Annotated in this window: 25 protein-coding genes; 23 read left to right on the top strand and 2 right to left on the bottom strand. The window is 43.2% G+C overall.

What is annotated here, in order from left to right:
- Positions 1-14 precede the first annotated feature (14 nt).
- The 9 genes from EJA10_RS15960 to EJA10_RS15920 all read left to right on the top strand — a co-directional run bounded on the left by EJA10_RS15960 (position 15) and on the right by EJA10_RS15920 (position 8,892).
- On the top strand, positions 15-449 hold the full coding sequence (locus EJA10_RS15960) for a BrxA/BrxB family bacilliredoxin (RefSeq protein ID WP_125481001.1): 435 nt from the start codon (positions 15-17) through the stop codon (positions 447-449).
- Between the two features lie 64 nt (positions 450-513).
- The gene (locus EJA10_RS15955) at positions 514-1,290 is read left to right on the top strand and encodes a class I SAM-dependent methyltransferase (RefSeq protein WP_125481000.1); all 777 of its coding nucleotides are present in this window, start codon (positions 514-516) and stop codon (positions 1,288-1,290) included.
- Between the two features lie 919 nt (positions 1,291-2,209).
- Positions 2,210-2,794: a YpjP family protein gene (locus tag EJA10_RS15950; protein ID WP_125480999.1), complete on the top strand. Its 585-nt coding sequence runs from the start codon at positions 2,210-2,212 to the stop codon at positions 2,792-2,794.
- A gap of 107 nt (positions 2,795-2,901) precedes the next feature.
- Entirely contained in the window at positions 2,902-3,483 is a 582-nt protein-coding gene (locus EJA10_RS15945) for a TerD family protein (RefSeq protein ID WP_125480998.1), read from the top strand.
- 92 nt (positions 3,484-3,575) lie between these two features.
- On the top strand, positions 3,576-4,364 hold the full coding sequence (locus EJA10_RS15940; RefSeq protein WP_125480997.1) for a TerC family protein: 789 nt from the start codon (positions 3,576-3,578) through the stop codon (positions 4,362-4,364).
- Positions 4,365-4,485: 121 nt separating this feature from the next.
- The gene (locus tag EJA10_RS15935; RefSeq protein ID WP_125480996.1) at positions 4,486-5,682 is read left to right on the top strand and encodes an HpcH/HpaI aldolase/citrate lyase family protein; all 1,197 of its coding nucleotides are present in this window, start codon (positions 4,486-4,488) and stop codon (positions 5,680-5,682) included.
- Positions 5,627-6,985, top strand: a complete 1,359-nt coding sequence (locus EJA10_RS15930) for a phosphoribosyltransferase family protein (RefSeq protein WP_125480995.1) — start codon at positions 5,627-5,629, stop codon at positions 6,983-6,985. Before EJA10_RS15935 ends, EJA10_RS15930 begins: the two co-directional genes overlap by 56 nt.
- The gene (locus EJA10_RS15925) at positions 6,982-8,082 is read left to right on the top strand and encodes a cysteine protease StiP family protein (protein ID WP_425462102.1); all 1,101 of its coding nucleotides are present in this window, start codon (positions 6,982-6,984) and stop codon (positions 8,080-8,082) included. Before EJA10_RS15930 ends, EJA10_RS15925 begins: the two co-directional genes overlap by 4 nt.
- A 6-nt stretch (positions 8,083-8,088) precedes the next feature.
- A complete protein-coding gene (locus EJA10_RS15920; RefSeq protein WP_125480994.1) occupies positions 8,089-8,892 on the top strand; it encodes an HAD family hydrolase in 804 nt (267 codons plus the stop codon).
- On the opposite strand, the gene EJA10_RS15915 is transcribed toward EJA10_RS15920, so the two are convergent.
- Complete coding sequence (locus EJA10_RS15915; RefSeq protein WP_125480993.1) at positions 8,870-9,127, bottom strand: hypothetical protein; 258 nt, start codon at positions 9,125-9,127, stop codon at positions 8,870-8,872. The two genes, EJA10_RS15920 and EJA10_RS15915, sit on opposite strands and share 23 nt — an antisense overlap.
- A gap of 229 nt (positions 9,128-9,356) precedes the next feature.
- Here EJA10_RS15915 and EJA10_RS15910 point away from each other — a divergent pair, with 229 nt between their 5' ends.
- The 8 genes from EJA10_RS15910 (at position 9,357) to EJA10_RS15875 (ending at position 16,658) form a co-directional block, all read left to right on the top strand.
- Positions 9,357-10,994 carry a YceG family protein gene (locus EJA10_RS15910; RefSeq protein WP_125480992.1) on the top strand — a complete coding sequence of 546 codons (1,638 nt, stop codon included), beginning with the start codon at positions 9,357-9,359 and terminating at the stop codon, positions 10,992-10,994.
- 4 nt (positions 10,995-10,998) lie between these two features.
- Entirely contained in the window at positions 10,999-12,102 is a 1,104-nt protein-coding gene (locus tag EJA10_RS15905) for a toxic anion resistance protein (RefSeq protein WP_125480991.1), read from the top strand.
- Positions 12,103-12,157: 55 nt separating this feature from the next.
- Complete coding sequence (locus EJA10_RS15900) at positions 12,158-12,769, top strand: TerD family protein (RefSeq protein WP_125480990.1); 612 nt, start codon at positions 12,158-12,160, stop codon at positions 12,767-12,769.
- A gap of 42 nt (positions 12,770-12,811) precedes the next feature.
- Positions 12,812-13,387, top strand: coding sequence for a TerD family protein (locus EJA10_RS15895; protein WP_125480989.1), 576 nt, complete (start codon positions 12,812-12,814; stop codon positions 13,385-13,387).
- Between the two features lie 283 nt (positions 13,388-13,670).
- Positions 13,671-14,372, top strand: a complete 702-nt coding sequence (locus tag EJA10_RS15890; RefSeq protein ID WP_125480988.1) for an anthrax toxin lethal factor-related metalloendopeptidase — start codon at positions 13,671-13,673, stop codon at positions 14,370-14,372.
- Positions 14,373-14,530: 158 nt separating this feature from the next.
- Positions 14,531-15,325, top strand: a complete 795-nt coding sequence (locus EJA10_RS15885) for a thymidylate synthase (protein WP_125480987.1) — start codon at positions 14,531-14,533, stop codon at positions 15,323-15,325.
- Positions 15,322-15,810 carry a dihydrofolate reductase gene (locus EJA10_RS15880; RefSeq protein WP_125480986.1) on the top strand — a complete coding sequence of 163 codons (489 nt, stop codon included), beginning with the start codon at positions 15,322-15,324 and terminating at the stop codon, positions 15,808-15,810. Before EJA10_RS15885 ends, EJA10_RS15880 begins: the two co-directional genes overlap by 4 nt.
- Before the next feature lie 116 nt (positions 15,811-15,926).
- Positions 15,927-16,658: a lysophospholipid acyltransferase family protein gene (locus EJA10_RS15875; protein WP_125480985.1), complete on the top strand. Its 732-nt coding sequence runs from the start codon at positions 15,927-15,929 to the stop codon at positions 16,656-16,658.
- Positions 16,659-16,806: 148 nt separating this feature from the next.
- Here EJA10_RS15875 and EJA10_RS15870 read toward each other — a convergent pair whose 3' ends face one another.
- The gene (locus tag EJA10_RS15870) at positions 16,807-17,028 is read right to left on the bottom strand and encodes a hypothetical protein (RefSeq protein ID WP_125480984.1); all 222 of its coding nucleotides are present in this window, start codon (positions 17,026-17,028) and stop codon (positions 16,807-16,809) included.
- A 163-nt stretch (positions 17,029-17,191) separates the two neighbouring features.
- On the opposite strand from EJA10_RS15870, the gene ilvA reads away from it, so the two are divergent.
- The 6 genes from ilvA (at position 17,192) to EJA10_RS15840 (ending at position 23,623) form a co-directional block, all read left to right on the top strand.
- Positions 17,192-18,460: a threonine ammonia-lyase IlvA gene (ilvA, locus tag EJA10_RS15865; protein ID WP_125480983.1), complete on the top strand. Its 1,269-nt coding sequence runs from the start codon at positions 17,192-17,194 to the stop codon at positions 18,458-18,460.
- Positions 18,461-18,631: 171 nt separating this feature from the next.
- Positions 18,632-18,835, top strand: a complete 204-nt coding sequence (locus EJA10_RS15860) for a twin-arginine translocase TatA/TatE family subunit (RefSeq protein WP_125480982.1) — start codon at positions 18,632-18,634, stop codon at positions 18,833-18,835.
- A 563-nt stretch (positions 18,836-19,398) separates the two neighbouring features.
- The gene (gene tatC / locus EJA10_RS15855; protein WP_125480981.1) at positions 19,399-20,163 is read left to right on the top strand and encodes a twin-arginine translocase subunit TatC; all 765 of its coding nucleotides are present in this window, start codon (positions 19,399-19,401) and stop codon (positions 20,161-20,163) included.
- 278 nt (positions 20,164-20,441) lie between these two features.
- Positions 20,442-20,693: a DUF2535 family protein gene (locus EJA10_RS15850; protein ID WP_125480980.1), complete on the top strand. Its 252-nt coding sequence runs from the start codon at positions 20,442-20,444 to the stop codon at positions 20,691-20,693.
- 178 nt (positions 20,694-20,871) lie between these two features.
- Positions 20,872-21,714, top strand: coding sequence for a DegV family protein (locus EJA10_RS15845; RefSeq protein ID WP_125480979.1), 843 nt, complete (start codon positions 20,872-20,874; stop codon positions 21,712-21,714).
- A 226-nt stretch (positions 21,715-21,940) separates the two neighbouring features.
- Positions 21,941-23,623, top strand: coding sequence for a sensor histidine kinase (locus EJA10_RS15840; protein WP_246017824.1), 1,683 nt, complete (start codon positions 21,941-21,943; stop codon positions 23,621-23,623).
- Positions 23,624-23,631: the final 8 nt, after the last annotated feature.

Here is a 23,631-nt window from a genome sequence, read left to right as displayed (position 1 = left end):
GGAGGGATCTCATTATGTCAATGGCATATGAAGAATATATGAGGCAAATGGTGAAACCGATGCGCGAGGAACTGACCCGCGCGGGGTTCAAGGAACTGCTTACTGCAGATGAAGTGGAAGGATTCGTGGAAAAGGCCGAAGGTACAACCCTGGTCGTGGTCAATTCTGTATGCGGCTGCGCTGCTGGCCTTGCACGTCCTTCAGCGACTCAGGCAATCCTGCGCAGTGAAAAGAAGCCTGATCATCTCGTGACGGTATTTGCCGGCCAGGATAAAGAAGCAACTGCAAAAATGCGTGAGTATTTTACAGGAATTGAGCCATCTTCACCTTCAATGGCACTGTTAAAAGGGAAGGAAGTCGTTCACTTCATCCCGCGCCATGACATTGAAGGGCAGCCGATGGAAGCAATTATGGATAACCTGATGGCAGCGTTTGAAGCAAACTGCTAAACTGATTGGAAAGGGGATGTCAAATGACGTCCCTTTTCCTTTGGGATGAGTCGAGGTGTAAGATGTGTTTGTGACAACGGCAGGACGAACAAATGAAGAGTTAACATATAAAGCAAAAATGATTGCATCAGAACTGAAGGCGGAATTTGTACCCAGGAAGAAAAGGTCTGTTTCAGCCATCCAGGATATCCATCATGATGATTGCCTTGTAGTTGGGAAGGAGCGCCTGGAGCTTTTTCCTCTGGGTGAAAAAGAACCGTTCTTTTTCCATCCGAATTCCGCGATGTTCCGGATCAAACGGCTGATGAAAGGGGAGAGCGATCCCTTAATAGAAGCTGCGGGATTGGAAACGGGAATGAGCTTTCTTGATTGTTCACTCGGTCTCGGCTCGGACAGCATCGTGGCCAGTTTTGCGGTTGGGGAAACAGGGTCTGTAATGGGAGTCGAAGCCCGGCCAGAATTGGCCTATCTGGTAAAAAAGGGACTAAAAGCATGGGATTCCGGTTATCAGGAAATCAATCAGGCTATGAGCAAAATAGAAGTGATACAAGGCTATTCGCTGAATGTCTTGAAAAGACAAGAAGACAGAAGTGTCGACTGTGTATACTTTGATCCGATGTTCGATGAATCGATCTTGGAATCCGATGGCATCAGGGGGCTTTCCCATTTCGCAGTCTATGAAGGGCTGTCTAAGGAAACATTGGATGAGGCGATCAGGGTAGCACGGAAGCGAGTTATTCTTAAAGATCATTTCCGCAGCAACAGGTTCGCCGAATTTGGTTTCAAAGTTCATCGCAGAAAATCTTCAAAATTCCATTTTGGTGTAATCGAAAGAGAATGAGGTGTTATCTCATTCCACAATGTAGATACACTCGATCAAAGTCGAGCATCTCTGCAGTGTTTTTTAGTTTAGCGTCAAATCGAGTTGTTGATTTCCGTTCCAGGCGCTTCGCTTTCCGCGGGGCTGGCGCTGAGCCTCCTCGACGCCGCTGGCGTCTGTGGGGTCTCAACTGTCCAACTGAGCCCGCACTCCAATCAACAGTAATCAAAACTTTATGTGGAGGGCTATGAACGCTTACTTGGACGACACTCAAGGGTTTGAAATATTGCAAATGCGGGCATTGGTAACTTTCGCTGCCTTGAATCTTAAGAAGATCGCCAACTGGGCTTAGAAGTTTTCAGTTGAAGCATAGTAATAGTAGTTTGGTGTGTCATTACTTATGAAAAAAGCAATAAAAGGACAGAAAAGGTTCGGAATGGGAGCATTCCGAACCTTTTTTTGGTATTCTTTTTATTAATCATTAAGTCCTTATAGATTCCCAGAATCCTTAAAAACACCGATGACGGACAGAAAAGAAAGAAAAAGCCAAATTACTGTCCATCATTACTTCGATAGGTCATTATGATTTAAACTGGCTAGTTTACGGCCGTCATCATAATGCAGCATATCAAACTCCAATCTACTTAAACTCCAAATAGTTCAATCCGCGATTCCTAAATAAACAAAATACCCCAGCATAAAGATACTGATTGCTACGATTAGCCATTCCATTACGAAACCGACCTCCTTGTACGTGCTCTATTTAAAAAGTTCCTAATATTTTCTTATAGCCTTTTTCAAAAAATTTGAAACCCTTTGCCCATTTTTGCGTATAAACAAGTTATAATAATGCTATATAAAAATACAGAAGTAAATATAATCAAATAACTTGATAGTTTCATGGATTTCAAGAACCAAATTCCATAAGGATGTGATTCCCATGCCAGCATGGCTGCGTAAATCGCTGGTCGTCATGATTTCCATCTTCACGTTTGGGATGGTTTCGCCCGCCCAGGCGAATGTGCTTTTAAACACAACGAATACAGACAGGACGGAGAGATCTTCCTCTGCGGAAACTGCGTTCATTGATACATATGAGGCGCCTGTTGATGAGGAAGTTGAAAGGGAGAAGTTCGTTTATCGGACGATGATGGAAGCCGAACAACAATCTTTCCAAAAGTTTGGTGCAAAGATTGGGCCTGTGATCGAGGATGAATTCCGTCAATCGATTCTTCCTAATATAGAAAAAGCCATCGAAATGGTAGCTGCTCAATATCCAGGCGAACAACTGAATTCTTTGCGGATTACTGAAATGCCAAGCGGCGGGGAATCGGAAAAAATCTTCCATATCATCGGCGAGGACGGCAAGGACATTATCCGTTTCCATGTCAGAAGGGACCAACCGCCAAAGGAAGGCTTCTGGTTTAATTTCCATTACCATACCTACCACGACAACTTCCAGACGCATTATGAGCTTGGAACGATCTTCTGGGCAAAAAATACCCCTCCTAAATGGAGAAGTTGATATAGTTGTGTTAAGGAAGTATTTGTGAAAAAATATTTGTAGGAAAACGAAACTTTTATTATCATTAACCGTATGAATAACGGAATAAATTTTTGGAGGTAGAAAAAATGGCAATCAGTTTAGCAAAAGGCCAAAAAGTAGATTTGACAAAAACGAATCCGGGATTGACGAAGGTAATTGTCGGACTTGGCTGGGATACGAATAAATACGATGGCGGTAATGATTTTGACCTTGATTCTTCTGTGTTTTTACTGGGAGAAAGCGGGAAAGTAACTTCTGAATCTGATTTTGTATTCTACAACAATACTACGGGCGGCAATGGTTCAGTCGTACATACTGGTGATAATCGTACTGGTGAAGGAGACGGCGATGATGAATCAGTTACTGTTGACTTAGCGGCAGTCCCAGCTGAAGTGAAGCGTATCGCATTCACAATCACGATTCATGATGGGGAAGCCCGACGCCAGAATTTTGGCCAGGTATCAAACGCTTATGTCAGAATCGTGAATGCAGGGTCGAATGAAGAGTTGATCCGTTACGATTTAGGAGAAGATTTCTCAATTGAAACAGCCATCGTTGTCGGCGAACTTTACCGCCATAACAACGAATGGAAATTCAGTGCAATTGGAAGTGGTTACCAGGGCGGTTTGGCAGCACTTGCTACAGACTTTGGACTTCAAGTAGGATAAAATGTAATAAGATGTTTCGCAAGGCCCGGCAGCAGCCGGGTCTTTCTATAGAAAAAATACAGAGATAGAACACAGTGGGAGGAACTGCACGAATGCCAGCAATTTTACAAGGTTTTATTGATACGTATGCAATGTTTTTTGATTGGGAGATGTGGGTCAGGGTTTTAAGCGACCCTGTCAGCTGGGGATTGATTGGTACACTGGTAATCATGGAAGGGCTATTATCCGCGGACAATGCGCTTGTTTTGGCGGTAATGGTTAAACATTTGCCAGAGAAACAAAGGAAGAAAGCCTTATTTTATGGATTGCTGGGTGCTTACATTTTCCGTTTCATCGCGATCGGAATCGGTGTGTACTTAATTGAATTCTGGTGGGTAAAAGTACTGGGGGCAGGTTATCTGGCCTGGCTTGCGATCAAATACTTCATGGATAAGAGAAAGGGTCAAGACCCTGATATCGAGGAAATTGAAGGAGTCAACCAGGGCGGGCTGCTGATCCGCTTGTTCGGTACATTCTGGGGAACGGTTGCCGCTGTCGAAATCATGGACATTGCTTTCTCGGTTGACAGTGTTCTTGCGGCCTTTGGAATCAGCCAGGAAGTATGGGTGCTGTTGCTTGGCGGTATGCTTGGAGTACTGATGATGCGTGGAGTCGCCGGGGTATTCCTTAAATTGATCGACCGTGTCCCTGAGCTCGAAACAACTGCATACATTTTGATTCTGATTATTGCAGCGAAAATGTTCGCAGGTGTGTTTGGTTTCCATCTGGATCACATTTACTTCTTTATCCTGCTGCTTGTCACGTTCGCAGCAACATTCGTTGTACACTATATGAACAAGAAAAAGGCAGTGACAAACGAACAGCAAAAAAACGCTCAATAAATAGATACTTCACCTATGGGAACTGACTTCGGTCTGCTCCCTTTCTTTTTATCTCTTAAACATTTTTAGAGAGATTCCTTGCTGAAGCAGTCTACACCACCCAAAAAAGGGGATTTATCACGTGAAAATATTTTCGGATCTATATGAAAAAGACATAGACAGCTTGTTCTTTGTCAGGCCGGGCAAATTTACCAAGCACACCGACCGGGAACTTTTGTCATATGCACTTGGAGCGACCTTATACATGCCAGCGACAAGGAAAAACATCCATCAGGAATTGCTTGTCAAAAAACATTATGGCCTTGCTTCAATGGTAATTTGCCTTGAGGACTCAATCGCTGACCATGAAGTGGTTGAGGCCGAGGAACAATTGGTTACAGAATTGAAGCACCTGGATGAGGCACTTGAAAAAGGATTTATTTCCAATGAGGAACTTCCGCTTATTTTTGTCCGGGTCCGAAGCCTGAGGCAGCTGCAATACATTTCTGAATCTGCAGGGGAAGCTCTGAAAGTGCTAACAGGAATTGTTATCCCAAAATTCGAGCCCATTGCCGGCCGTGAGATCTTGCAATACATACATCAGCTTAATGCAACGGGCATACTCCTTTACGCCATGCCGATCCTCGAGACGAAGAGAATCATAGAAAAAGAAACGAGAATTGAAGAGCTGCTGTCGATTAAAGCAGTGGTCGATGAATTCCGGCACCTTGTCCTGAATGTCCGGATCGGGGCGACTGATTTCAGCGGTCTGTACGGAATCAGGAGGAATGCGGACACAACGGTTTATGATATCGGAGTCATTCGTGACTGTATCTCTGACATTGTCAATTTGTTTTTGAGGTTTGACAGTCCATATGTTGTTTCAGGTCCTGTGTGGGAATATTTTTCTTCCACCCAGAGAATCCTGAAACCGCAGCTAAGGCAGACACCTTTTAAGTCAGCCTTTGGCCAGGATGGCTTAAAGTGGCGTTCTGAGTTGATTGACCGCCATATGGACGGACTGATCCAGGAAGTGTTGATGGATATTGCGAACGGGTTGACGGGAAAGACGATTATTCATCCAAGTCACATAAAAACGGTACATGCCCTGAACGCAGTCAGCTATGAAGAATACATCGACGCCAAGAATATAGTAGAATCAGCAGAACATCACAATGGTGTCAGAAAGAGTGCATTCGCCAATAAGATGAACGAAATTAAACCGCATTACTACTGGGCACAAAAGATGTTGCGGAAATCTCAGGTATACGGGGTGCTTCAAGATGGAATCACAAACATCGACTTACTCAAACAAGAAATATTCATATCAAATTCTTGACAGCCTTTCGATTGAATTGGAAATAACATATTATCCCTTTCGCTTTCCGCTTGAGGAATTGTTTGTTATGGCGGCAAGGAGGAACAAAAAACGTTCCTTCCTATTTGTCAGCAAAATTTTAGGTAAGCATTTGCCGATCCCTCCTGTCAGGGGATTGCTGACAGGTTCATTATTGGCTGACATATATACGATTGAAACTGCAGGAAAAAGTTTTGCTAAGGGATTGAACCTCGAAGACCGCTTCATGCAGGGAATTCCTGTCGTACCTGAGGCATTCATCCCTGAAGATAACTCTCCGGTTATAATCGGGTTTGCAGAAACAGCGACCGCTCTTGGTCAATCATTCTTCGCAGCTTTCAAGAAGGCAGACTATTTCCACACGACAAGAGAGGCAGTGGCGGGTGAAAGCCCTGTCATCACATTTGAGGAAGAACATTCACATGCTACTTCCCATCGCTGCTATATACCGAAAGATCTATTGGACAACACCCGTGAAATTATTCTTGTCGATGATGAGATGTCCACCGGGAAGACGGCCATTAATATCATCTCTTCGATCCAAGCGGAGTTCCCGCGTAAGGTATATACTGTTGTTTCGATTTTGGATTGGAGGTCACCATCAGATCTCGAGAAATTTTCGCAGCTTGAGAAGGAGCTGGGAATTACCATCAGATCGGCAAGTTTATTGAGAGGGACATTTACAGTCACAGGCCAATCTCCTGATAAGGAGATGTCGAAGAATGAGCAGCTTTTCAAACTTCCGGAACAGGAAGTAAAGAAAGTTTACCTTGATTCATACTCCGGGGAAGAGGATGCAACTTATTTCGGAGGGAAGATAGCAGATATTCCTTATGCCGCCCTTAGTGGAAGATTTGGAATGGATGAGCAGGATAGACGTAAACTGGACGAAAGCATTTCTGCTTTATCAAGCGAACTTTCCCGGATGGTTACGGGGAAAAGGGTATTGGCGGTTGGCACGGGCGAATTCATGTATATCCCAATGAAAATTGCCTCGCTTATCGGTGGGGATATTCGCTTTCAATCCACGACGAGAAGTCCGATTCATGTTGTCGACAAAGACGGCTACGGAGCAAGATACGGCATGGCGTTCCCTAATCCGGAAGATCATGAAATTCAACATTATTTATACAATGTGGAGCCATTCCACTATGATGAAGCGATGATTTTTTTTGAAAGGGAAGTGACAGATGAGTCCCTGAAGCCACTGCTTGAGCAATTCCGCCAGGCGGGAATTCCGTCAATCAAAATCGTATTCTATCATGGCAGGAAGGGGAATGAATGATGTCTGAAACAGCGTTTGGCTCGTACAGCTCAGAAGATGTCTTGTTCCTCCTCAAGGATTTGACCGGAATCAACCTGGAGGGACACTCTGCCGTAAGGGAGAAGCAAATCCAGAATGGCGGCCATTACAGTGAGACGTTGCCCATTGAGGGAAAACCCAGTAAGGAATACATGGATTTTTTCTGGGATCTGCTAGATTCCTATAAATATGAATCTGCGCTTTTGACCGGGATCGTAGCCGAACAAATTTATAAAACAAAAGGAAAGAATGCTGTACTCGTATCGCTCGCACGCGCAGGCACGCCAGTAGGCGTATTAATAAAGCGATATTTATTAGATAAATACGGTGTTAATCTTCCGCATTACAGCATATCCATCATCCGGGGGCGGGGCGTTGACGAAAATGCAATTCTGCATATTCAAAGGACGCACCCGGGGATGCCAATCCAATTTATTGATGGCTGGACGGGAAAAGGCGCCATTTCCCGGGAACTGCAAAAATCATGTCAGGAGATCCATGAGAAACATGGTTTCATGCTGGATGACAATATTGCCGTCCTGGCAGATCCTGGTCACTGCTCATCTTTGTATGGCACTCAGGAAGACTTCCTTCTTCCGAGCGCATGTCTTAATTCAACCGTTTCCGGCCTGGTCAGCAGAACTGTACTGAATAAAGATTTTATTGGGGTCGACGATTTTCATGGAGCGAAATTTTACAGAGAGTTCATGGATTTCGATGTATCCAATGATTTTATAAGGGTCATTAGCGGGGAATTCAGCAGGGTATTTGAACTTGCCGAAAAGGAAGCCGATAACAGATTATCAGAAGAAAAGCAGGTGGATTTTTCCGGATTGGATATCGTCAAAAGAATTAGCACTGAATTTGACATTGAAAATATCAACCTGATTAAACCGGGTGTGGGCGAAACCACAAGGGTTCTTCTGCGAAGAGTGCCCTGGAAGGTTCTCGTAAAGGATTTTGATAGTCCGTATGTTAAGCATATTTTAATGCTTGCAAAAGAAAAAAAGGTCGAAGTGCTGCATTATCCAGAGATGGATTATGCATGCTGCGGCCTAATAAAGCAGTTAAAGGGGTAAGACACCATGATGTTTGCAACAGACCTGGACAGAACGATCATTTATTCCAGGAGAGCGCTAAAGGATTTAGGAACAGCAACGCCTGTACAACTGCAAGCGGTCGAAAAATTGGACGGGAAGGATCTCTCCTTCATGACCGAAAAAGCTATTCAGCTTTTGCATGGACTCTCGGAGGAGTTGCTTCTGGTGCCTGTTACGACAAGGACAACTCAACAATATAATCGGATTAGCCTTTTCAAAGAACGGATCCCTGTAAAATATGCAGTTACCTACAATGGTGCTGAGGTTCTATGCGAGGGAAAGCCCCTGCCGGATTGGCGTGAAGACATCACCAGAAGACTTAAAGCGGAATGTGCATCCCACGATGACTTGAAAGATCTCCTGCAAAAGGAAACGAATCAGGTTAAGGGAAGACTGAATTCGGCAGAAGAACTATTCCTTTACTATCTATTGGAAGAAAAACTTGAGGCAAAACAAGTACAGGAATTCAAAAGGAAAGCATCTGCCTATGGATGGAGGGTATCTTATCAAGGAAGGAAACTGTATTTCATGCCCGCCCCAATCAGCAAAGGGGAAGCGGTTTCCTTTATCAAAGAAAGAGAAGGCATCGGCACTCTTATAGGCGCGGGAGATTCTCTCCTGGATGAGGACTTCCTGGTTAAATGCGACCACAGTTTCATTCCTTCACATGGAGAACTCTCCGAATGCAATCCATTGCTCACCTATATCTTCACTGAATTGCAGGGCGTGCATGCGGGGGAGGAAATACTTGAAAAAATCAGGGAAATCATTTTTGAGAGTAGTCGATGATATGGAAGATTTTCCGGATGAGTAAAAACAGGCAGGCAAAAGTGCTGTAAATTAGCAGTAAAACCCCGCCGAATTGCAGCATTCCCGTTGTCACAGGCATGATCAATAATGCGAACAGGAATGAATAAAACAACAAATCCAGCAGTACAAAATGCCCGGAACACATCACATCACGCACAGCCTGGATTTCGAACCGCAATGCTTCGGCTGGCTTCCTTTTATATAAAAATCGCATGGGAATTCACCTTCCTGACCTTAGTACTCAACTATATGCATGGACGGGTATAAAGGTGAAAATACATCGGAAGTGCAATTTTATGAAACTTTTATCCGTTTTCAACCGTACTAGCTAATACGAATCAAAAATTAAGCCCAATGTATGGTATGATGGTAAATATAGGCTGTTCCATGAATAAGCTTATGATAGAAATCCTAGACTTTCTTGGTTAGTGGGAAGTGATTTTATGTATCCATCAATCAATCAAATAAAAATACATACTTTGCCTGTGACCTATGACAATTGGTCTGTGCTCCTGGAGAAGCCAACAGCAGAGCGCCCTCTTTTTCAGAAAGAAGGCAATGCGCTGCATATTGGCCAGGTCATAGCGAGGTTCGTGGGCATTCCGCTCGATGAGGATGAGTATTATAACCGGCTGTATGACTATGTCCATAATCAGGGTTTGATTTTATTGAGTGATGAATCGCTCGATAAGACCATTGATAATGCACATTTCCAGTCGATTCAGAAAATCATCAACATTAACGCGGAGCAGAGCCTCTCGATCAACCGATTTGTCGCATTCCTGGATGGCGAAAAATTGCTCATCTCATCCACAAGCTCCCTGCTTCATCGGAAAATCAGGGAAGCAGCAATCGGGATGTTTGAGTTTTTTGCAGCAAATGAAGAAGGCGGACTTAAAAGCCCGGAACTTCGGAGGATTCTTGTCGATGTGATCAAATGGTCGTTCAATCATTTAGAAGCACCATTAAATGACGCAGACCCTGAAAAAAGGATGCCTGCTTTCCTATGGTACGGTGATTACAAAAAAAGCCATCAATATTTCCTTTACTTCGTCATGAAAATTGGATGTGATATTGTTTCATTCACTCCAGGCGGCAATGATATCTTTTCGCTGGCTGACCCGAATAAGGAACAATCATTTGTCCATATGTATCCAGAGAAGAAGAATCCGGAGCCGTTCCCTGCTGAAAAACGCAAGCGGAGCGCCACGGTTGCCTACAGAGCATCACGGGAAATCGAAACGATCCTGAACCATGAAGGATCTGGATTGTATAAACCTTGGCAGTTGAGGGATTACACCCCTTCTGCGCTCACCTTGAAAACAACATATGATGAACTATTCTTGCTGGCGAAGGAAAAAGCGATGATCAGACCGAATTTTGAAGTCAAGAACGGTACGGTAAAGGTTCCTGCTTTATTTGCAAAAATCAATGGAGTGAGCAGGAATCGCCGGGAATACTGGGATCGCCTTCACGGAGCATTGACCCATGAAAATGCACTGCTGATCAAGAATTTCCCCTTATCTTCTGGCGCCAATAGTGACTTCCGATTCCACTATCGGAACGCTCTGGGGAAGGACGGGCTGCTGGACCCGGAGAAAATGGCCGGCACCCATTACTGGAAGTACGGGCATTTGCCTACAGGGCTTCAAAAAGGTTTGGCAGCAGGGATTCGAAATTTGTGCGCAAGTCCAAAACTGAAACCCCAGCATCGCGAAAATGAGGAAGAACTCAAAATTTATCTTTTTACCCAGGCAATGCAGGTGCCTGAACAGATCTTGAAAATGCTGCAGAAGTTTGATTATTCCCAGGATGTCCCTAAGCTTATTTTATACAATAATGAATTGAACGGAACGATGACCAGGTCCGACGCTGCGCTCCTGCTGCTGTTGAATCAATTCGGTGTTGACCTGATCATTTACAATCCGCCTGGCCACAATGATATCGAAAACTTCATCGATGAAAGTGCTTTTGACTCACACTGGCTCGAAGATGTGGTCTTTGAGCAGGAATTTAAAGAGCCTTCTATCATCAAAAAAGTCATTTTTCAAGGAATATTAAAGAACTTAAGGGGAGATTAAGTTGATGAATCCAACACAAAACCAAGATACAAGCCTTGTAACTGCCAATCCTGAAGATAAATTGACAGAAGCCTCAGTGTCAGATTTAAAGCTAGCATTGAGGAACGAGCCTGAGGTCCAGAACCTGGCACGCAGCATCGATGAGCGTGACCAAATCCAGGTTCTTGAGTTCGGGAAAGAGCCAGCAGTCGAGATTTCAAGATTCTCTGACCAAATCCTTGGCAATATGCGGACCACGAAGGTCGAAGATTCAGGTGAGTTACTCAAACAGCTTGGGAAGATCATGGATCGATTCGACAAGAAGGATTTTGAAAAAACTTCCGGCGGCCTGTTCGGCAAGCTGTTCAAGAAAAGCGAAAAGCTGGTAGAGAAGCTGTTTGGCAAATACCAGACGATGGGGAAGGAGATTGACAATGTGTATATTGAAATCTCCAAGTATCAAAGTGAAATGGTCGACTCCACGAATATGCTTGAACGTATGTATGAGCAAAACTATCAATACTATCTGACTCTTGAGAAATACGTCGTTGCCGGCGAGCTTAAAGTCAATGAGCTTAAAACCAACCAGCTTCCTCAGGTGGAAGCGAAAGCTTCTGCTGGCGACCAGATGGCCTCCATGCAGCTTGATACGCTTCGCAATGCAATTGAATTGCTTGAGCAAAGAATCTATGATCTTGAGATGGCAAAGATGGTCGCCCTGCAAACTGCCCCTCAGATCAGGCTGCTTCAACGCGGGAACACAAAGCTGATTGGTAAGATTAACTCTGCATTCGTAACGACCATCCCTATTTTCAAGAATGGTTTGATCCAGGCAGTGGCAGCAAAACGCCAAAAGCTTGTGGCAGACTCCATGAATGAACTTGACCGCCGCACAAATGAAATGCTTGTCAGGAATGCACAGAATATTTCCAGCCAGAGTGTCGACATCGCCCGCTTGTCTGGTGCTCCGAGCATCAAGATTGAGACGATTGAGGAAAGCTGGAATATCATCATGAAGGGCATGCAGGAAACAAAGACGATTGAAGAAGAAAACAAACGACTGAGAGAAGAAGGCTCAAAACGCCTGATGCAGCTCCAGGAAAATTTTAAGAAAATGAAGCAGCAATAAGAACTGCTCATTTTTACTTATATAACTATTAAAATACTTACAAGAGGTGAAGGGAATGGCTATTAGCTTACAAAAAGGACAACGTGTCGATTTAACAAAGGGAAATCCAGGTCTTTCTAAAATCATGGTAGGTCTCGGCTGGGATCCTGTCCAAAAAAGCGGCGGAGGCGGCCTGTTCGGCGGTTTGTTCGGCGGCGGAGGCGGTGCGAATATCGACTGTGATGCATCCGTGATCATGCTGGGCGCTAACGACAAGCTGCAAAGCAACAATGATGTTGTTTATTTTGGCAACCTGAAGAGCAGGGATGGCAGCGTCACACACACTGGGGACAACCTGACTGGTGATGGAGATGGCGATGACGAACAAGTGTATATTGAATTAAGCAGAGTACCTGCCAATATCGAAAAATTGGTATTCGTCGTTAATATTTACGATGCTGTCAAGCGTAAGCAGCATTTCGGCATGATCCGCAACGCATTCATCCGTGTTGTGAACCCTTCCAATAACCAGGAATTGATCAAATACAATCTAACAGAAGACTATAGCGGCAAGACAAGCTTGCTTGTCGGGGAAATTTACCGCAATAACAATGAGTGGAAGTTCGCAGCGGTAGGAACTGGCACAAATGCTCCTGGGCTGAGTGAAGTAGTCCGTTCATATACTTAAAACCTAGTATTCTAATGCTATTGAAATAAGGGGTGTATAGATATGGGAATCAACCTGTCAAAGGGTCAACGGATCGACCTGACAAAAACGAATCCTGGACTGACACGCGCGATCATCGGTTTGGGATGGGATACTAATCGCTATGCTGGCGGCAGTTTTGACCTCGATGCCTCTGCTTTTCTAGCAGACGAAAGCGGCAAGTGCAAACAAGATTCAGACTTCATCTTTTATAATCAGCTGCAGCATCCTAGCGGAGGGGTAGAGCATACTGGTGATAACAGGACCGGTGAAGGAGACGGAGACGATGAACAAATCCTCATCGATTTCTCGAAAGTGCCTTCCCATGTCCATCGTATTGCCATTGCTGTCACCATCCATGATGCCGAAGCAAGAAACCAGAATTTCGGCCAGGTATCAAACGCTTTCGCTCGAGTGGTTAATGAGGATAATGGCGAGGAAATCCTTCGTTTCGATTTGGGCGAGGACTTCTCTGTCGAAACGGCAGTCGTCATTTGTGAGCTTTACCGTCACAATCAAGAGTGGAAGTTCAATGCCATCGGCAGCGGCTTCTCCGGAGGCTTGGCCGCTCTCTGCCAGAATTTCGGACTTGAAGTTTAATTGTTAAAAGCAAAACACATGTGATTGATCAAAAATCACATGTGTTTTTTTATGTTTTACCAGGATTAGATTCTTGGAAAGCTTGGAACAGAGGATGACGGAACAAGATTACCCAGTATGAAAACGCCTCAAACGCACTAAATATTTCCACCACTATTTTTCCCGGTCAGCAACCAAGTTTCCTATGTTATAATTTTTATAGAATCATCGAGCCAAACCCTCTCCAAACCATCAACCTACCCTGACACATCTTAGATTCAACCTACATGAAAGGGAGATATCAATGCGAAAAATAATCCAAATATTCATTGTTATCGTCCTCTCCTTTACCATGCTTGGAAGCTCCAATGCCAATATGGAGGGAATCTTCCTATATGAATATCCAAAGCAATCCCTTCTATACGAATCTCTAAACCCGGAAGCTGTTCAACTTGCCGGCAATCTGGTTGTTCTGCCGGAAAAGGATTTTGATCAGGCAGAGGCGGCAATGATTATAAACAGGCTTACTGTCCTCCCTGAAACCATGCTTCGAAAAGCTGTGAACAGCAATATCAAAGTGAAGTTATTTGAAGGGAGTCTGACAGATAACCCTACTGCAAGCCATTTAAAAGGAGTTGTTCCTCGTGGCTATACATCAAAAAAAACGTGGGATCAAGTTCCCGGGATTGGCGGATCGAGGACCGTTCTTGTGAAAATCGGCAGCAGTGAAAAAGGAAAAGGGCATGGTTCTGTCAATCTCGAGCTCCATGAGTTCGCACACTCTCTTGACCGCCATGTTTATGGCGGTATCAGGCAGGAAGAAAGATTTTTAGAGATCTGGAAACGTGAAAGCCGGCTGCTGTTCCCAGGCCGCGCCTATTTTTTGGATTATCCGGAAGAATACTTTGCTGAAAGTTTTGCGATGTTTCATATTGGCGGAATGCCTTCGAAACTCCTTAAAGAAGCTGCTCCGCAAACCTATCAATATATTGAGGCCCTCGAGTAGGCCTTTTTTTCTATTCTTGTACAATCCTGCAGGAAAAATAGAATAAGATGGCAAAAAGTAATAAGAGAATTCAAAATAAGGAGATATCCTTCCCCCACCGCAGTGGAATTTGCTAAAATAAGAAAAAGTAATTGAACGTTAGAAGGGCAGGGAGATTCATGAAACAATATCTAGAATTATGCGAACATGTATTAAATACAGGTGTAAAAAAGGAAGATCGAACAGGTACTGGTACGATCAGCACTTTCGGCTATCAGATGCGCTTTAACCTCCAGGATGGATTTCCGCTGCTGACTACAAAAAAACTCCACTTGAGATCGATTATCCATGAACTTCTATGGTTCCTGAACGGTGACACTAACGTGAAGTACCTGCAGGAAAACGGCGTGCGTATATGGAATGATTGGGCGGATGAAAATGGGGAACTCGGTCCTGTCTATGGCAGCCAGTGGCGCTCTTGGACAGGTGCTGATGGAGAAACGGTGGACCAGATTTCCGAATTGATCCATACGATCAAAACCAATCCTGATTCGAGAAGAATGATTGTCAACGCGTGGAATGTGGCTGAAATCAATAAAATGGCCCTGCCGCCTTGTCATTGCATGTTTCAGTTTTACGTAGCGGACGGGAAGCTTTCCTGCCAGTTGTACCAGAGGTCGGCAGACGTATTTCTTGGCGTGCCGTTTAATATCGCTTCATATGCTCTACTGACTATGATGGTGGCTCATGTTTGTGACCTGGAGCCAGGGGAGTTCGTTCATACTTTTGGGGATACGCATATTTATTCAAACCACCTTGAGCAGGTCAAACTGCAGCTGACCAGGGATCCTAAACCGCTGCCGCAAATGAAGATCAACCCTGATGTCAAATCTATATTCGATTTTAAATATGAAGATTTTGAATTAGTCAATTATGAGGCGCATCCGCATATCAAAGGGGTTGTAAGCGTATGATTTCATTAATCTGGGCGATGGATGAAAACCGTGTTATTGGATACCATAATCAGCTTCCATGGAGGCTGCCGGAGGACTTGAAGTTCTTCAAGCGTGTGACGATGGGACATCCGATCGCCATGGGAAGAAAAACATACGATTCAATTGGAAAGCCTCTTCCTGGAAGAGAAAATATCATCATTACCCGTGATGAAAATTACCAGCCAGAAGGATGTACGGTGATGCATTCAATTGGGGAATTGTTAGCATATGCCGACGAAAACAACTCTGAAGAAATCTTCGTCATCGGCGGAGCAGAGATTTTCAAGGAAGTTCTTTCGCATGCAGACAAACTGTACCTGACGATGATCCATCACCAATTCGAAGGAGATACGTTTTTCCCTGTGTTCGATATCGATAAATGGGAGCTCGAATCAAGAGAGATTGGATTGAAGGATGAAAAGAATCCTTATGATTATGAGTTCTTGATTTATAAGCGGAAGTAATAAGCAAAGCAGCCAATTTTTAAATGGCTGCTTTTTTTCTGACAATTTTCTTATACATATAGTCTCGCTGGCTTAAATCCAGTATAATGACAACAGAATAAACTTAGGAGGAAACAATGCTTCGATTAATCGCGTGTTTTGTTTATTTGGGAGGCTATCTAATAACCAGCATCCCCAAGCTTTCCAGGGTAAAAAGGCTGCCCGAAGAAATGCCTCAAGAGCAGAAACAGCTGTTGATTCATGAGACGCCTAAAAACTGGGCCAAAACATTCATGGGATTGACAGGCTCTAAAGTAGAGATAGAAGGTTCTCATCACATCCCTGATGGACCGGTCCTGTTTGTATCCAACCACGAGGGCAATTTTGACATTCCGGTGCTGATTATGGCAATCGATAAACCATTTGGTTTCATATCAAAAATTGAGGTGAAAAAAGTACCGCTCTTATCGGCCTGGATGGAGGCGATTAACTGTGTATTTATTGACCGCAAAAATCGGAAAACCGCAGCCGACTCCATTAAGTCGGGGATAGATCTGTTGAAAGAAGGGAATTCATTAGTGATATTTCCTGAAGGCACAAGAAGCAAAGGTGCTCCGGTAGGTCTCTTCAAAGCAGGGGGCTTCCGGCTGGCGAAAGAATCAGGGGTTCCAATCGTGCCGATTTCAATTCAGGGGACAGCAGATATATTTGAAAAGAATGGGAGACTAGTCAAGCCGGCAAAAATTAAAGTCATCATCAGTCAGCCGCTTTTCTGCAGGCAGTATAGGGACAAGGATTTAATAACACTCGCAGGGGAAGTAAGGGCTATCATTCTTGACTCCCGTAAAACAAAGCGAATTGCATCATAAAGCAATACATTTAAAACCCCTGCATACTCTGCAGGGGTTTACTTGACGAATGAATCCTGCTGGATGATTTCATTGAAAATTACGCGTTTTACATGTTTGGCGGCTTCCACATAATGAAAAAACATGAGATGAATGCTAGTTTTAAATGTTATTCGAACTGAGCCAAGCTTTCCATCATTTCGTTGAATTGGGAAGGAATACAAAAATCATCTGCCTTAAAATTGGCCCGCATCCATTTAATCATTTCAACCGGTGTATTAAAATACTCCCCGCTAGTATCACTTTTTCGGATCATATAACGCCCATTGTCTTCATCAACCGTTACCTCAACTGGTAAAGCGCCATCAAAACTGTTCAATGAAAATTCCATTCTTTTTCCCTCCAGCATATTTTCGTTATTATATGTTATTTTACAACCATTTTATTCAATCTGAAAGCCTAACATTTTAAATATTATAAAAATTCACTTTATAAGATATGACTTTGTGTTATAATGAACAAATTAATATTTTTTGGAGAGTGAGGGCGACGATATGGAACAAGAGACACTAAAGAAAAAATGGGTGAATGTGGAGGATATTCTGATTGCTTTTCGGCATCTTAAAGAAGTTGTTGCCCATACACCATTGCAATTTAATCAACGTTTATCCGAGAAATATGGTGCTTCAATTTATTTGAAACGTGAAGACCTGCAGCATGTCCGTTCTTTCAAATTAAGGGGAGCGTATTATTCAATGAAGCAGCTATGGGAAGAAGGGATCGAGCATGGTGTAGTTTGTGCCAGTGCCGGCAATCATGCTCAAGGTGTCGCATACGCATGCAGGCAGTTGGGAGTGAACGGGAAAATCTATATGCCAGCAACGACACCAGGTCAAAAAATCAGTCAGGTCGAGATGTTTGGACGCGGATTTGTGGAGATTGTTCTCACAGGTGACACCTTTGATGATTCCTACCGTTCTGCCCGTGAATGTGCGGAAAGAGAGGGGAGGGAATTCATCCACCCGTTTGATGATGAAAAAGTAATCGCCGGCCAGGGTACGGTAGCGGTCGAAATCATGAATGACTGTCAGGCTTCTGTTGATTTTGTCGTGGCGAGCATTGGCGGCGGCGGATTAATGGCTGGCTTGAGTACATATATAAAGAGTGTTTCGCCGTCTACAAGGCTGGTTGGCGTGGAACCGAGCGGAGCAGCATCCATGAAGGCTTCATTTGAACAGAATGAAGTTGTTCCCCTTACAGAGATTGATACATTCGTCGATGGAGCGGCTGTTAAGTGTGTCGGGATGAAGACGTTTGAAATTTGCCGCGAAAATATAGATGAAATTGTTGCTGTACCTGAGGGCAAGGTCTGCACGTCCATCCTTGAACTATATAATGAGCATGCGATTGTCACTGAACCGGCTGGAGCATTGCCAATTGCAGCTCTTGACAGCCTTGGTGAACAAATAAAAGGGAAGACTGTTGTCTGTGTCATCAGCGGAGGCAATAATGATATCAGCCGAATGCAGGAAATCAAGGAGCGATCATTGCTGCATGAAGGTTTACTGCATTATTTCATCGTTAATTTCCCGCAGCGTGCCGGGGCATTGAGGGAGTTCCTTGATGATGTGCTTGGTCCTGGCGATGACATCACCAGATTTGAATATACAAAAAAGAACAATAAAGAAAGCGGTCCTGCTCTTGTAGGGATTGAATTAAAGGATAAATATGAATATCCAAGGCTCCGCGCGAGTCTTGAAAAAAAAGGCTTTGCCTTTATGGAATTGAACAAGGATAATCAGCTGTTTAATTTACTGGTATAATATTAATAATAGATAATTAAGGAAAGATGTTATAGAATAGGGAATGTCACAGAATGTTGATTTTTGGTGCCTTTGTGAATTTCTTATGAACTTTCACGGCTTTCCTCCAATTGCAGGTGGAAAAGTAATATAATCATAGTAGATTTACAAAAAGAAAAAGGAGATGTTGATATGTTATCAAACATCGGAGTTCCTGGGTTAATCTTAATCCTTGTTTTGGCCTTAATTATCTTTGGACCTAAGAAGCTGCCTGAAATCGGCCGTGCTTTTGGTCAGACGCTTCGTGAATTCAAGAAATCAACTCGTGAATTGACAAGCGATGTTATGGATGAGTTTGAAGAAGAAAAAAAGGAAATTACAAAAGCTACTAAATAAGGTGTAAGATGCTTTTGTCTTACACCTTTTTCATTGTTTTGGAAAAATTAAGATGAAATAGTTGTGGATAACTACAAATGGTGTTCAAGGGCCTGGCCCCTTGAGACACTTGTCTAGCTGCGGCGCCTAACTCCTAGAGACGTTTCGGTCCTGCCAATGAAGTCAAAGAACGACTTCACAGTCAGGCCCTCCAACGCTTGTCGGAGTTGGGCAGTCGCCTCCGCTTTTCGAATTGTCTAGTTTCGCCTCTATAAACTTCGAAACTTCAACTCCGCCGGCAGAAGAAAAAAGCGCTTCTTTGTCGGGGTTTCCAGGTTCCGCGTTTCTGGACAGTCGGCTATACTTTTCGATTTCGGTCCGCCCATTGAAGTCAAAGAACGACTTCACCAGTCGGTCCACCGAGGCACAGGGCGTGCCAGAACCGACAGCTATACGATGTGGCGTTTTTGAAGGGCGGTGCCAGTCGGGGCAGACCAGGGCGCTTGCGCTTTTGTTCTTTCAGGGCAAGGAATTATTGCCTTTGTTTCATGTATTGCACCAAATGGAATTGGCAGGGGATAGGTATGGAAGATAAAGAATTGAATCTGGTTGATCATCTCGATGAACTGCGAAACAGGCTGATTGTTTCGGCAATCGCTTTTATTATTTTCTTTGGCATTGGTTTTGTTTATGTTCAGGATATTTATAACTTTTTTGTCCGGGATCTGGATGTTAAATTAATTGTTCTTGGTCCGAGTGATATCGTTTGGATCTACTTTATGCTAGCCACCATCATCGCGATTGCAGGGACGATTCCTGTATTGGCCACGCAGATTTGGCTGTTCGTCAAACCAGCTCTCAGACCGGTTGAACGAAAAATTTCACTATCTTATATTCCGGCTCTTTTCATCCTGTTTGTCGTAGGCCTTGCTTTTGGTTATTTTGTCATTTTTCCGACTGTATTGAACTTCCTGGTTGAACTGAGCGGAGAAATGCTGGTAACGAACTTCACAGCCGAAAGATATTTTAAGTTCATCATGCACATGACGATTCCATTCGGAATATTGTTCGAATTGCCGGTTGTCGTCATGTTCCTGACATCACTGGGCATCATCAACCCTTATGTCCTTGTCAAAATCAGAAAGTATGCTTACTTTATCCTGATTGTGATTTCGGTCGTCATCTCTCCTCCTGATTTCATGTCAGATATTCTCGTGACGATTCCGCTGCTGATTTTATATGAAATCAGCATCAATCTCTCAAAGGTTGTATACAAACGGAAGCTGAAAAAAGAAAAAGAATGGCAAGAGAAATATGGTGACATGGAAGACGAGGATCCATCTTTATAACCAGAATAAATATTGATAGAAGCGAACGTGCGGAGGACCGCACGTTCTTTTTTTTGTCACTAAAGGTCAGTCAGCACCTTTCTCATTAAATTCCTGTAATGTGCATAGGATTGAGTTAAGATGTCCACTTGATAAAAACCTATAAAAGGAAGATGTCTTTATGCATGACTAGTATATATAGTTCATTAAAAAAATTTATTTATCCGCGCAAACAGACACATTTCGACCAGGATTTAGGGTATAATATAATCAAACGGGTATAAAAGAGGATTGATATTTTGTTATTCAAAAGCCTAGAGTTCAAAAATGTTGTTGGACAGAAGGTTAAAGTCGTTGAAGTTCCTGTGTTGGAAGAAGAGAGCCCTTATTATTTTATGATCCAAGTCCGTTTGCAAACTTTTATCACAGCAATCTATCAGGAAAGAAACGCAAAAAAGTTTTATTCTTTCAAAGAGTACTTAAAAAGAGTGATGAAATGGCCAGATTATGAACAATTATTCAAATCGGCCGAATTGAAAAACAATGCATAGAGTTTTACTTTTTGAAGCGCCCCTAAAGGCGCTTTTATTCTTTTATAAGCCTGTTAAAATGCAAGTCCGCATACCCCAATGGTTCCCGTTTCCTAAGATGAGACAGGTGTTAAATGTTTTAAAATGCAAATATGAACAGGTATAATAGTAGTAGTGTTTTTGATAGGGATGTGAATTTATGGCTAAAATCAAAATAGTAACGGATTCTACTTGTGATTTAAGTAATGAAATCATTGAAAAATGGGGCATTATTGTCGTCCCGCTGTCCATATCAATAAATGGAGAAAATTACTTGGACAGAGTGGATATTACCCCACAGCAATTCATGGAAAAGATGAAAGCTTCTCCTGAATTGCCCAAGAGCTCACAGCCACCCGCAGGGGAATTCCTGAAGGTATATGACCAGTTGGGGTCAGATGGGTTTGAGGTCATATCAATACATATGACAGGCGGTATGAGCGGAACGGTGCGTTCAGCGGAAAGCGCTGCCCAAATGACAAGTGCAAAGGTTCACGTAGTTGATTCCCGCTTTATTTCCAAGGGATTGGCGTTCCAGGTCCTTGAAGCTGCGGAAATGGCTGCCTCAGAAAAAAACGCCGAAGAAATTCTCTCAAGGCTCAATCAAATAAGAGAACAAACACGCTTATTTGTCGTTGTCGATACGCTCGAGAACCTCGTCAAAGGCGGCCGCATTGGCAAAGGAAAAGCAATGATTGGATCTTTATTGAATATCAAGCCGATTGCTTCTCTTGAGGGAGGCGAGTATACTCCTGTCTCCAAAGCCAGAAGCCATTCGCAGATTGTGAAGTACCTAAAGAACCAATTTGCTGCTGACACAAAGGGCAAAACAATTAAGGGTGTTGGACTAGTTCACGCAGACGGCTTCGAACTGGCAGAGCGTATTAAGGAAGCAGTGCGGGAAATCTCAGGTTATGACAACTTTACCATTGAAGAAACAACACCGATTGTCAGTACTCATACGGGTCCTGGAGCTATCGGTTTCATGTATTATGCTGAGTAGGGATTTTTCATTTTGACTAATGGTTTGATGTAAGTTCAAGAGCGCATGATTTTGGATTGAAGCTGCACAACAATAAGAACTAAATTATAGGAATTCATATAGAAATTCAGTCGAAACAGGCAACCGGAATCATGTGATTCCGGTTTTTTTAGTTGGGCGAACAATAAAAAATTCTTTATGAAATTCAATAATTGGAAGTGATGTAAAACAGGATAATCATTGGGTGATGTCGAATAGTTTCAATTATTCAATTCAGTATGGAACGGAATGTGACTATGAAAATATGAAGCTTAATGTAAAGAATCTGCCATTGTTCAAAAAAATCCTGTTGTTTTCCTTCATCATTACAACTTTGGTCGTCGTATCGACGATTGGCATCAGCTTTTACCTGCAGTCAAAGCAGTTGAAAAATCAAATGACTGATGAGGTAAAAGGTGTAGCAGGTCTATGGTCATCAACTCTGGATCCGGAAGACATCAAAAAGATAAAAGATAGCAGAAACCTGTCGGCTCCCTCGATGAAACGACTCGAAAGGCTGCTTAGCATGGTCGGAGATAAGAATGATACTTTCCTTGGTGCATATATTGTCCAACCAGAAGAATATCAAAATCAAAAGATTTTGTTCCTTGCCGTTTCGGACAGTTATAAGGAGTATGGATTTGGTTCCATGACGTATTATGACGCCGGGGAAGAATTCCTGGCAGCTTTCAGTAAGGCCAGAGACGATAAAACTATAACAAGCACCGATATTTTCACGGATCAATATGGATCGTGGATTACCTCATTTTCTCCGATTTTTGATGAAAAGGGTAATGTCGTCGGGTTGCTGGGGGTCGATGCAAAGGCATCCATCATTAAAAATAACCAGGAAGAAATTCTTTTTATCCTGCTTGCAGAAATGGCTGTCATCATACTGGTGGTGTACATCACCTTGAATTGGGGCTTCAAAAGAGTCTTGAAGCCGGTCAATGATTTGTTTTATGGAATTAAGGAAATCAGTTCAGGTAATTTTGCGGTCCGGCTTCCTGTACATGACCAATCTGAATTGAGTTTATTAAGCGAAGGTTTCAATGAAATGGCTTCCCAGCTATCTCAATTATTTGAAAGGGTTTCAGCGGCTTCGAAGCAGCTTGGCCAAGCTGCCCTTGAGGATAAGGATTCCATCTTGCTGGAGGAAGCGATCAACACGATGGAAGATATATATGAACGGACGAAATTGCAGCAGGAGCTCCAGCGAGCTGAGAAAATGAATGCAATCGGCCAGCTTGCAGCATCGGTAGCACATGAAATCAGGAATCCGATGACTGTTGTGAAAGGTTTTCTCCAGATTTTCCTCTCCAAAGACATGAATGAAGAAGACCATATGTATATTAAGCTTATGGTCGAAGAACTGAACAGGGCTGAAACCATTATTAATGACTATTTAAGCCTTGCAAAACCCGATATAGGTGAGCTCGAACTTATTGAAAGCAGGCAGATGGCAGAACAGGTAATGGACTTAATGGCCTCATACGCGATGATGTCAAAAAATATATCCATCCACACAGAGATTAAAGCGGATATAAAAATCAGAGGAAACCGAAATGAGTTAAAACAGGTCTTGATCAATATCCTGAAAAATAGCATTGAGGCAATGGGGGAAGGAGGGAAATTGACGCTCACCCTTGATCAAGAGGAATCATATGGTGTTTTTATCATTAACGATACTGGCATCGGAATGACGGAAGAAGAGCTATCCAGGCTGGGAACCGCCTTTTACTCCCTAAAAGAACGAGGTACTGGTATGGGTCTTATGGTTTGCTATCAGATTATTGAGCGGATGAAGGGTAAAATTAGAGTTTCGAGTGAAAAAGGAGTGGGGACCACATTTGAAATTTGTGTCCCGATTTATACCGAAAGCCCTGGGTGATTTTCAGG

It is taken from the genome of Mesobacillus subterraneus, from assembly GCF_003937825.1.
GTDB classification, from domain to species: domain Bacteria; phylum Bacillota; class Bacilli; order Bacillales; family Cytobacillaceae; genus Mesobacillus; species Mesobacillus subterraneus.
The sequence above is the reverse complement of the archived record's forward strand: the minus strand, read 5'-3'. Positions and strand labels throughout refer to the sequence as shown.

Excerpts from the sequence above, each read along its gene's own strand:
- EJA10_RS15960 (WP_125481001.1), top strand. The coding sequence starts at position 15 with ATGTCAATGGCATATGAAGAATATATGAGGCAAATGGTGAAACCGATG.
- EJA10_RS15950 (WP_125480999.1), top strand. The coding sequence starts at position 2,210 with ATGCCAGCATGGCTGCGTAAATCGCTGGTCGTCATGATTTCCATCTTC.
- EJA10_RS15945 (WP_125480998.1), top strand. The coding sequence starts at position 2,902 with ATGGCAATCAGTTTAGCAAAAGGCCAAAAAGTAGATTTGACAAAAACG.
- EJA10_RS15940 (WP_125480997.1), top strand. The coding sequence starts at position 3,576 with ATGCCAGCAATTTTACAAGGTTTTATTGATACGTATGCAATGTTTTTT.
- EJA10_RS15930 (WP_125480995.1), top strand. The coding sequence starts at position 5,627 with ATGGAATCACAAACATCGACTTACTCAAACAAGAAATATTCATATCAA.
- EJA10_RS15925 (WP_425462102.1), top strand. The coding sequence starts at position 6,982 with ATGATGTCTGAAACAGCGTTTGGCTCGTACAGCTCAGAAGATGTCTTG.
- EJA10_RS15920 (WP_125480994.1), top strand. The coding sequence starts at position 8,089 with ATGATGTTTGCAACAGACCTGGACAGAACGATCATTTATTCCAGGAGA.
- EJA10_RS15915 (WP_125480993.1), bottom strand. The coding sequence starts at position 9,127 with ATGCGATTTTTATATAAAAGGAAGCCAGCCGAAGCATTGCGGTTCGAA.
- EJA10_RS15910 (WP_125480992.1), top strand. The coding sequence starts at position 9,357 with ATGTATCCATCAATCAATCAAATAAAAATACATACTTTGCCTGTGACC.
- EJA10_RS15905 (WP_125480991.1), top strand. The coding sequence starts at position 10,999 with ATGAATCCAACACAAAACCAAGATACAAGCCTTGTAACTGCCAATCCT.
- EJA10_RS15900 (WP_125480990.1), top strand. The coding sequence starts at position 12,158 with ATGGCTATTAGCTTACAAAAAGGACAACGTGTCGATTTAACAAAGGGA.
- EJA10_RS15895 (WP_125480989.1), top strand. The coding sequence starts at position 12,812 with ATGGGAATCAACCTGTCAAAGGGTCAACGGATCGACCTGACAAAAACG.
- EJA10_RS15890 (WP_125480988.1), top strand. The coding sequence starts at position 13,671 with ATGCGAAAAATAATCCAAATATTCATTGTTATCGTCCTCTCCTTTACC.
- EJA10_RS15885 (WP_125480987.1), top strand. The coding sequence starts at position 14,531 with ATGAAACAATATCTAGAATTATGCGAACATGTATTAAATACAGGTGTA.
- EJA10_RS15880 (WP_125480986.1), top strand. The coding sequence starts at position 15,322 with ATGATTTCATTAATCTGGGCGATGGATGAAAACCGTGTTATTGGATAC.
- EJA10_RS15875 (WP_125480985.1), top strand. The coding sequence starts at position 15,927 with ATGCTTCGATTAATCGCGTGTTTTGTTTATTTGGGAGGCTATCTAATA.
- EJA10_RS15870 (WP_125480984.1), bottom strand. The coding sequence starts at position 17,028 with ATGGAATTTTCATTGAACAGTTTTGATGGCGCTTTACCAGTTGAGGTA.
- ilvA (WP_125480983.1), top strand. The coding sequence starts at position 17,192 with ATGGAACAAGAGACACTAAAGAAAAAATGGGTGAATGTGGAGGATATT.
- EJA10_RS15860 (WP_125480982.1), top strand. The coding sequence starts at position 18,632 with ATGTTATCAAACATCGGAGTTCCTGGGTTAATCTTAATCCTTGTTTTG.
- tatC (WP_125480981.1), top strand. The coding sequence starts at position 19,399 with ATGGAAGATAAAGAATTGAATCTGGTTGATCATCTCGATGAACTGCGA.
- EJA10_RS15845 (WP_125480979.1), top strand. The coding sequence starts at position 20,872 with ATGGCTAAAATCAAAATAGTAACGGATTCTACTTGTGATTTAAGTAAT.
- EJA10_RS15840 (WP_246017824.1), top strand. The coding sequence starts at position 21,941 with ATGTCGAATAGTTTCAATTATTCAATTCAGTATGGAACGGAATGTGAC.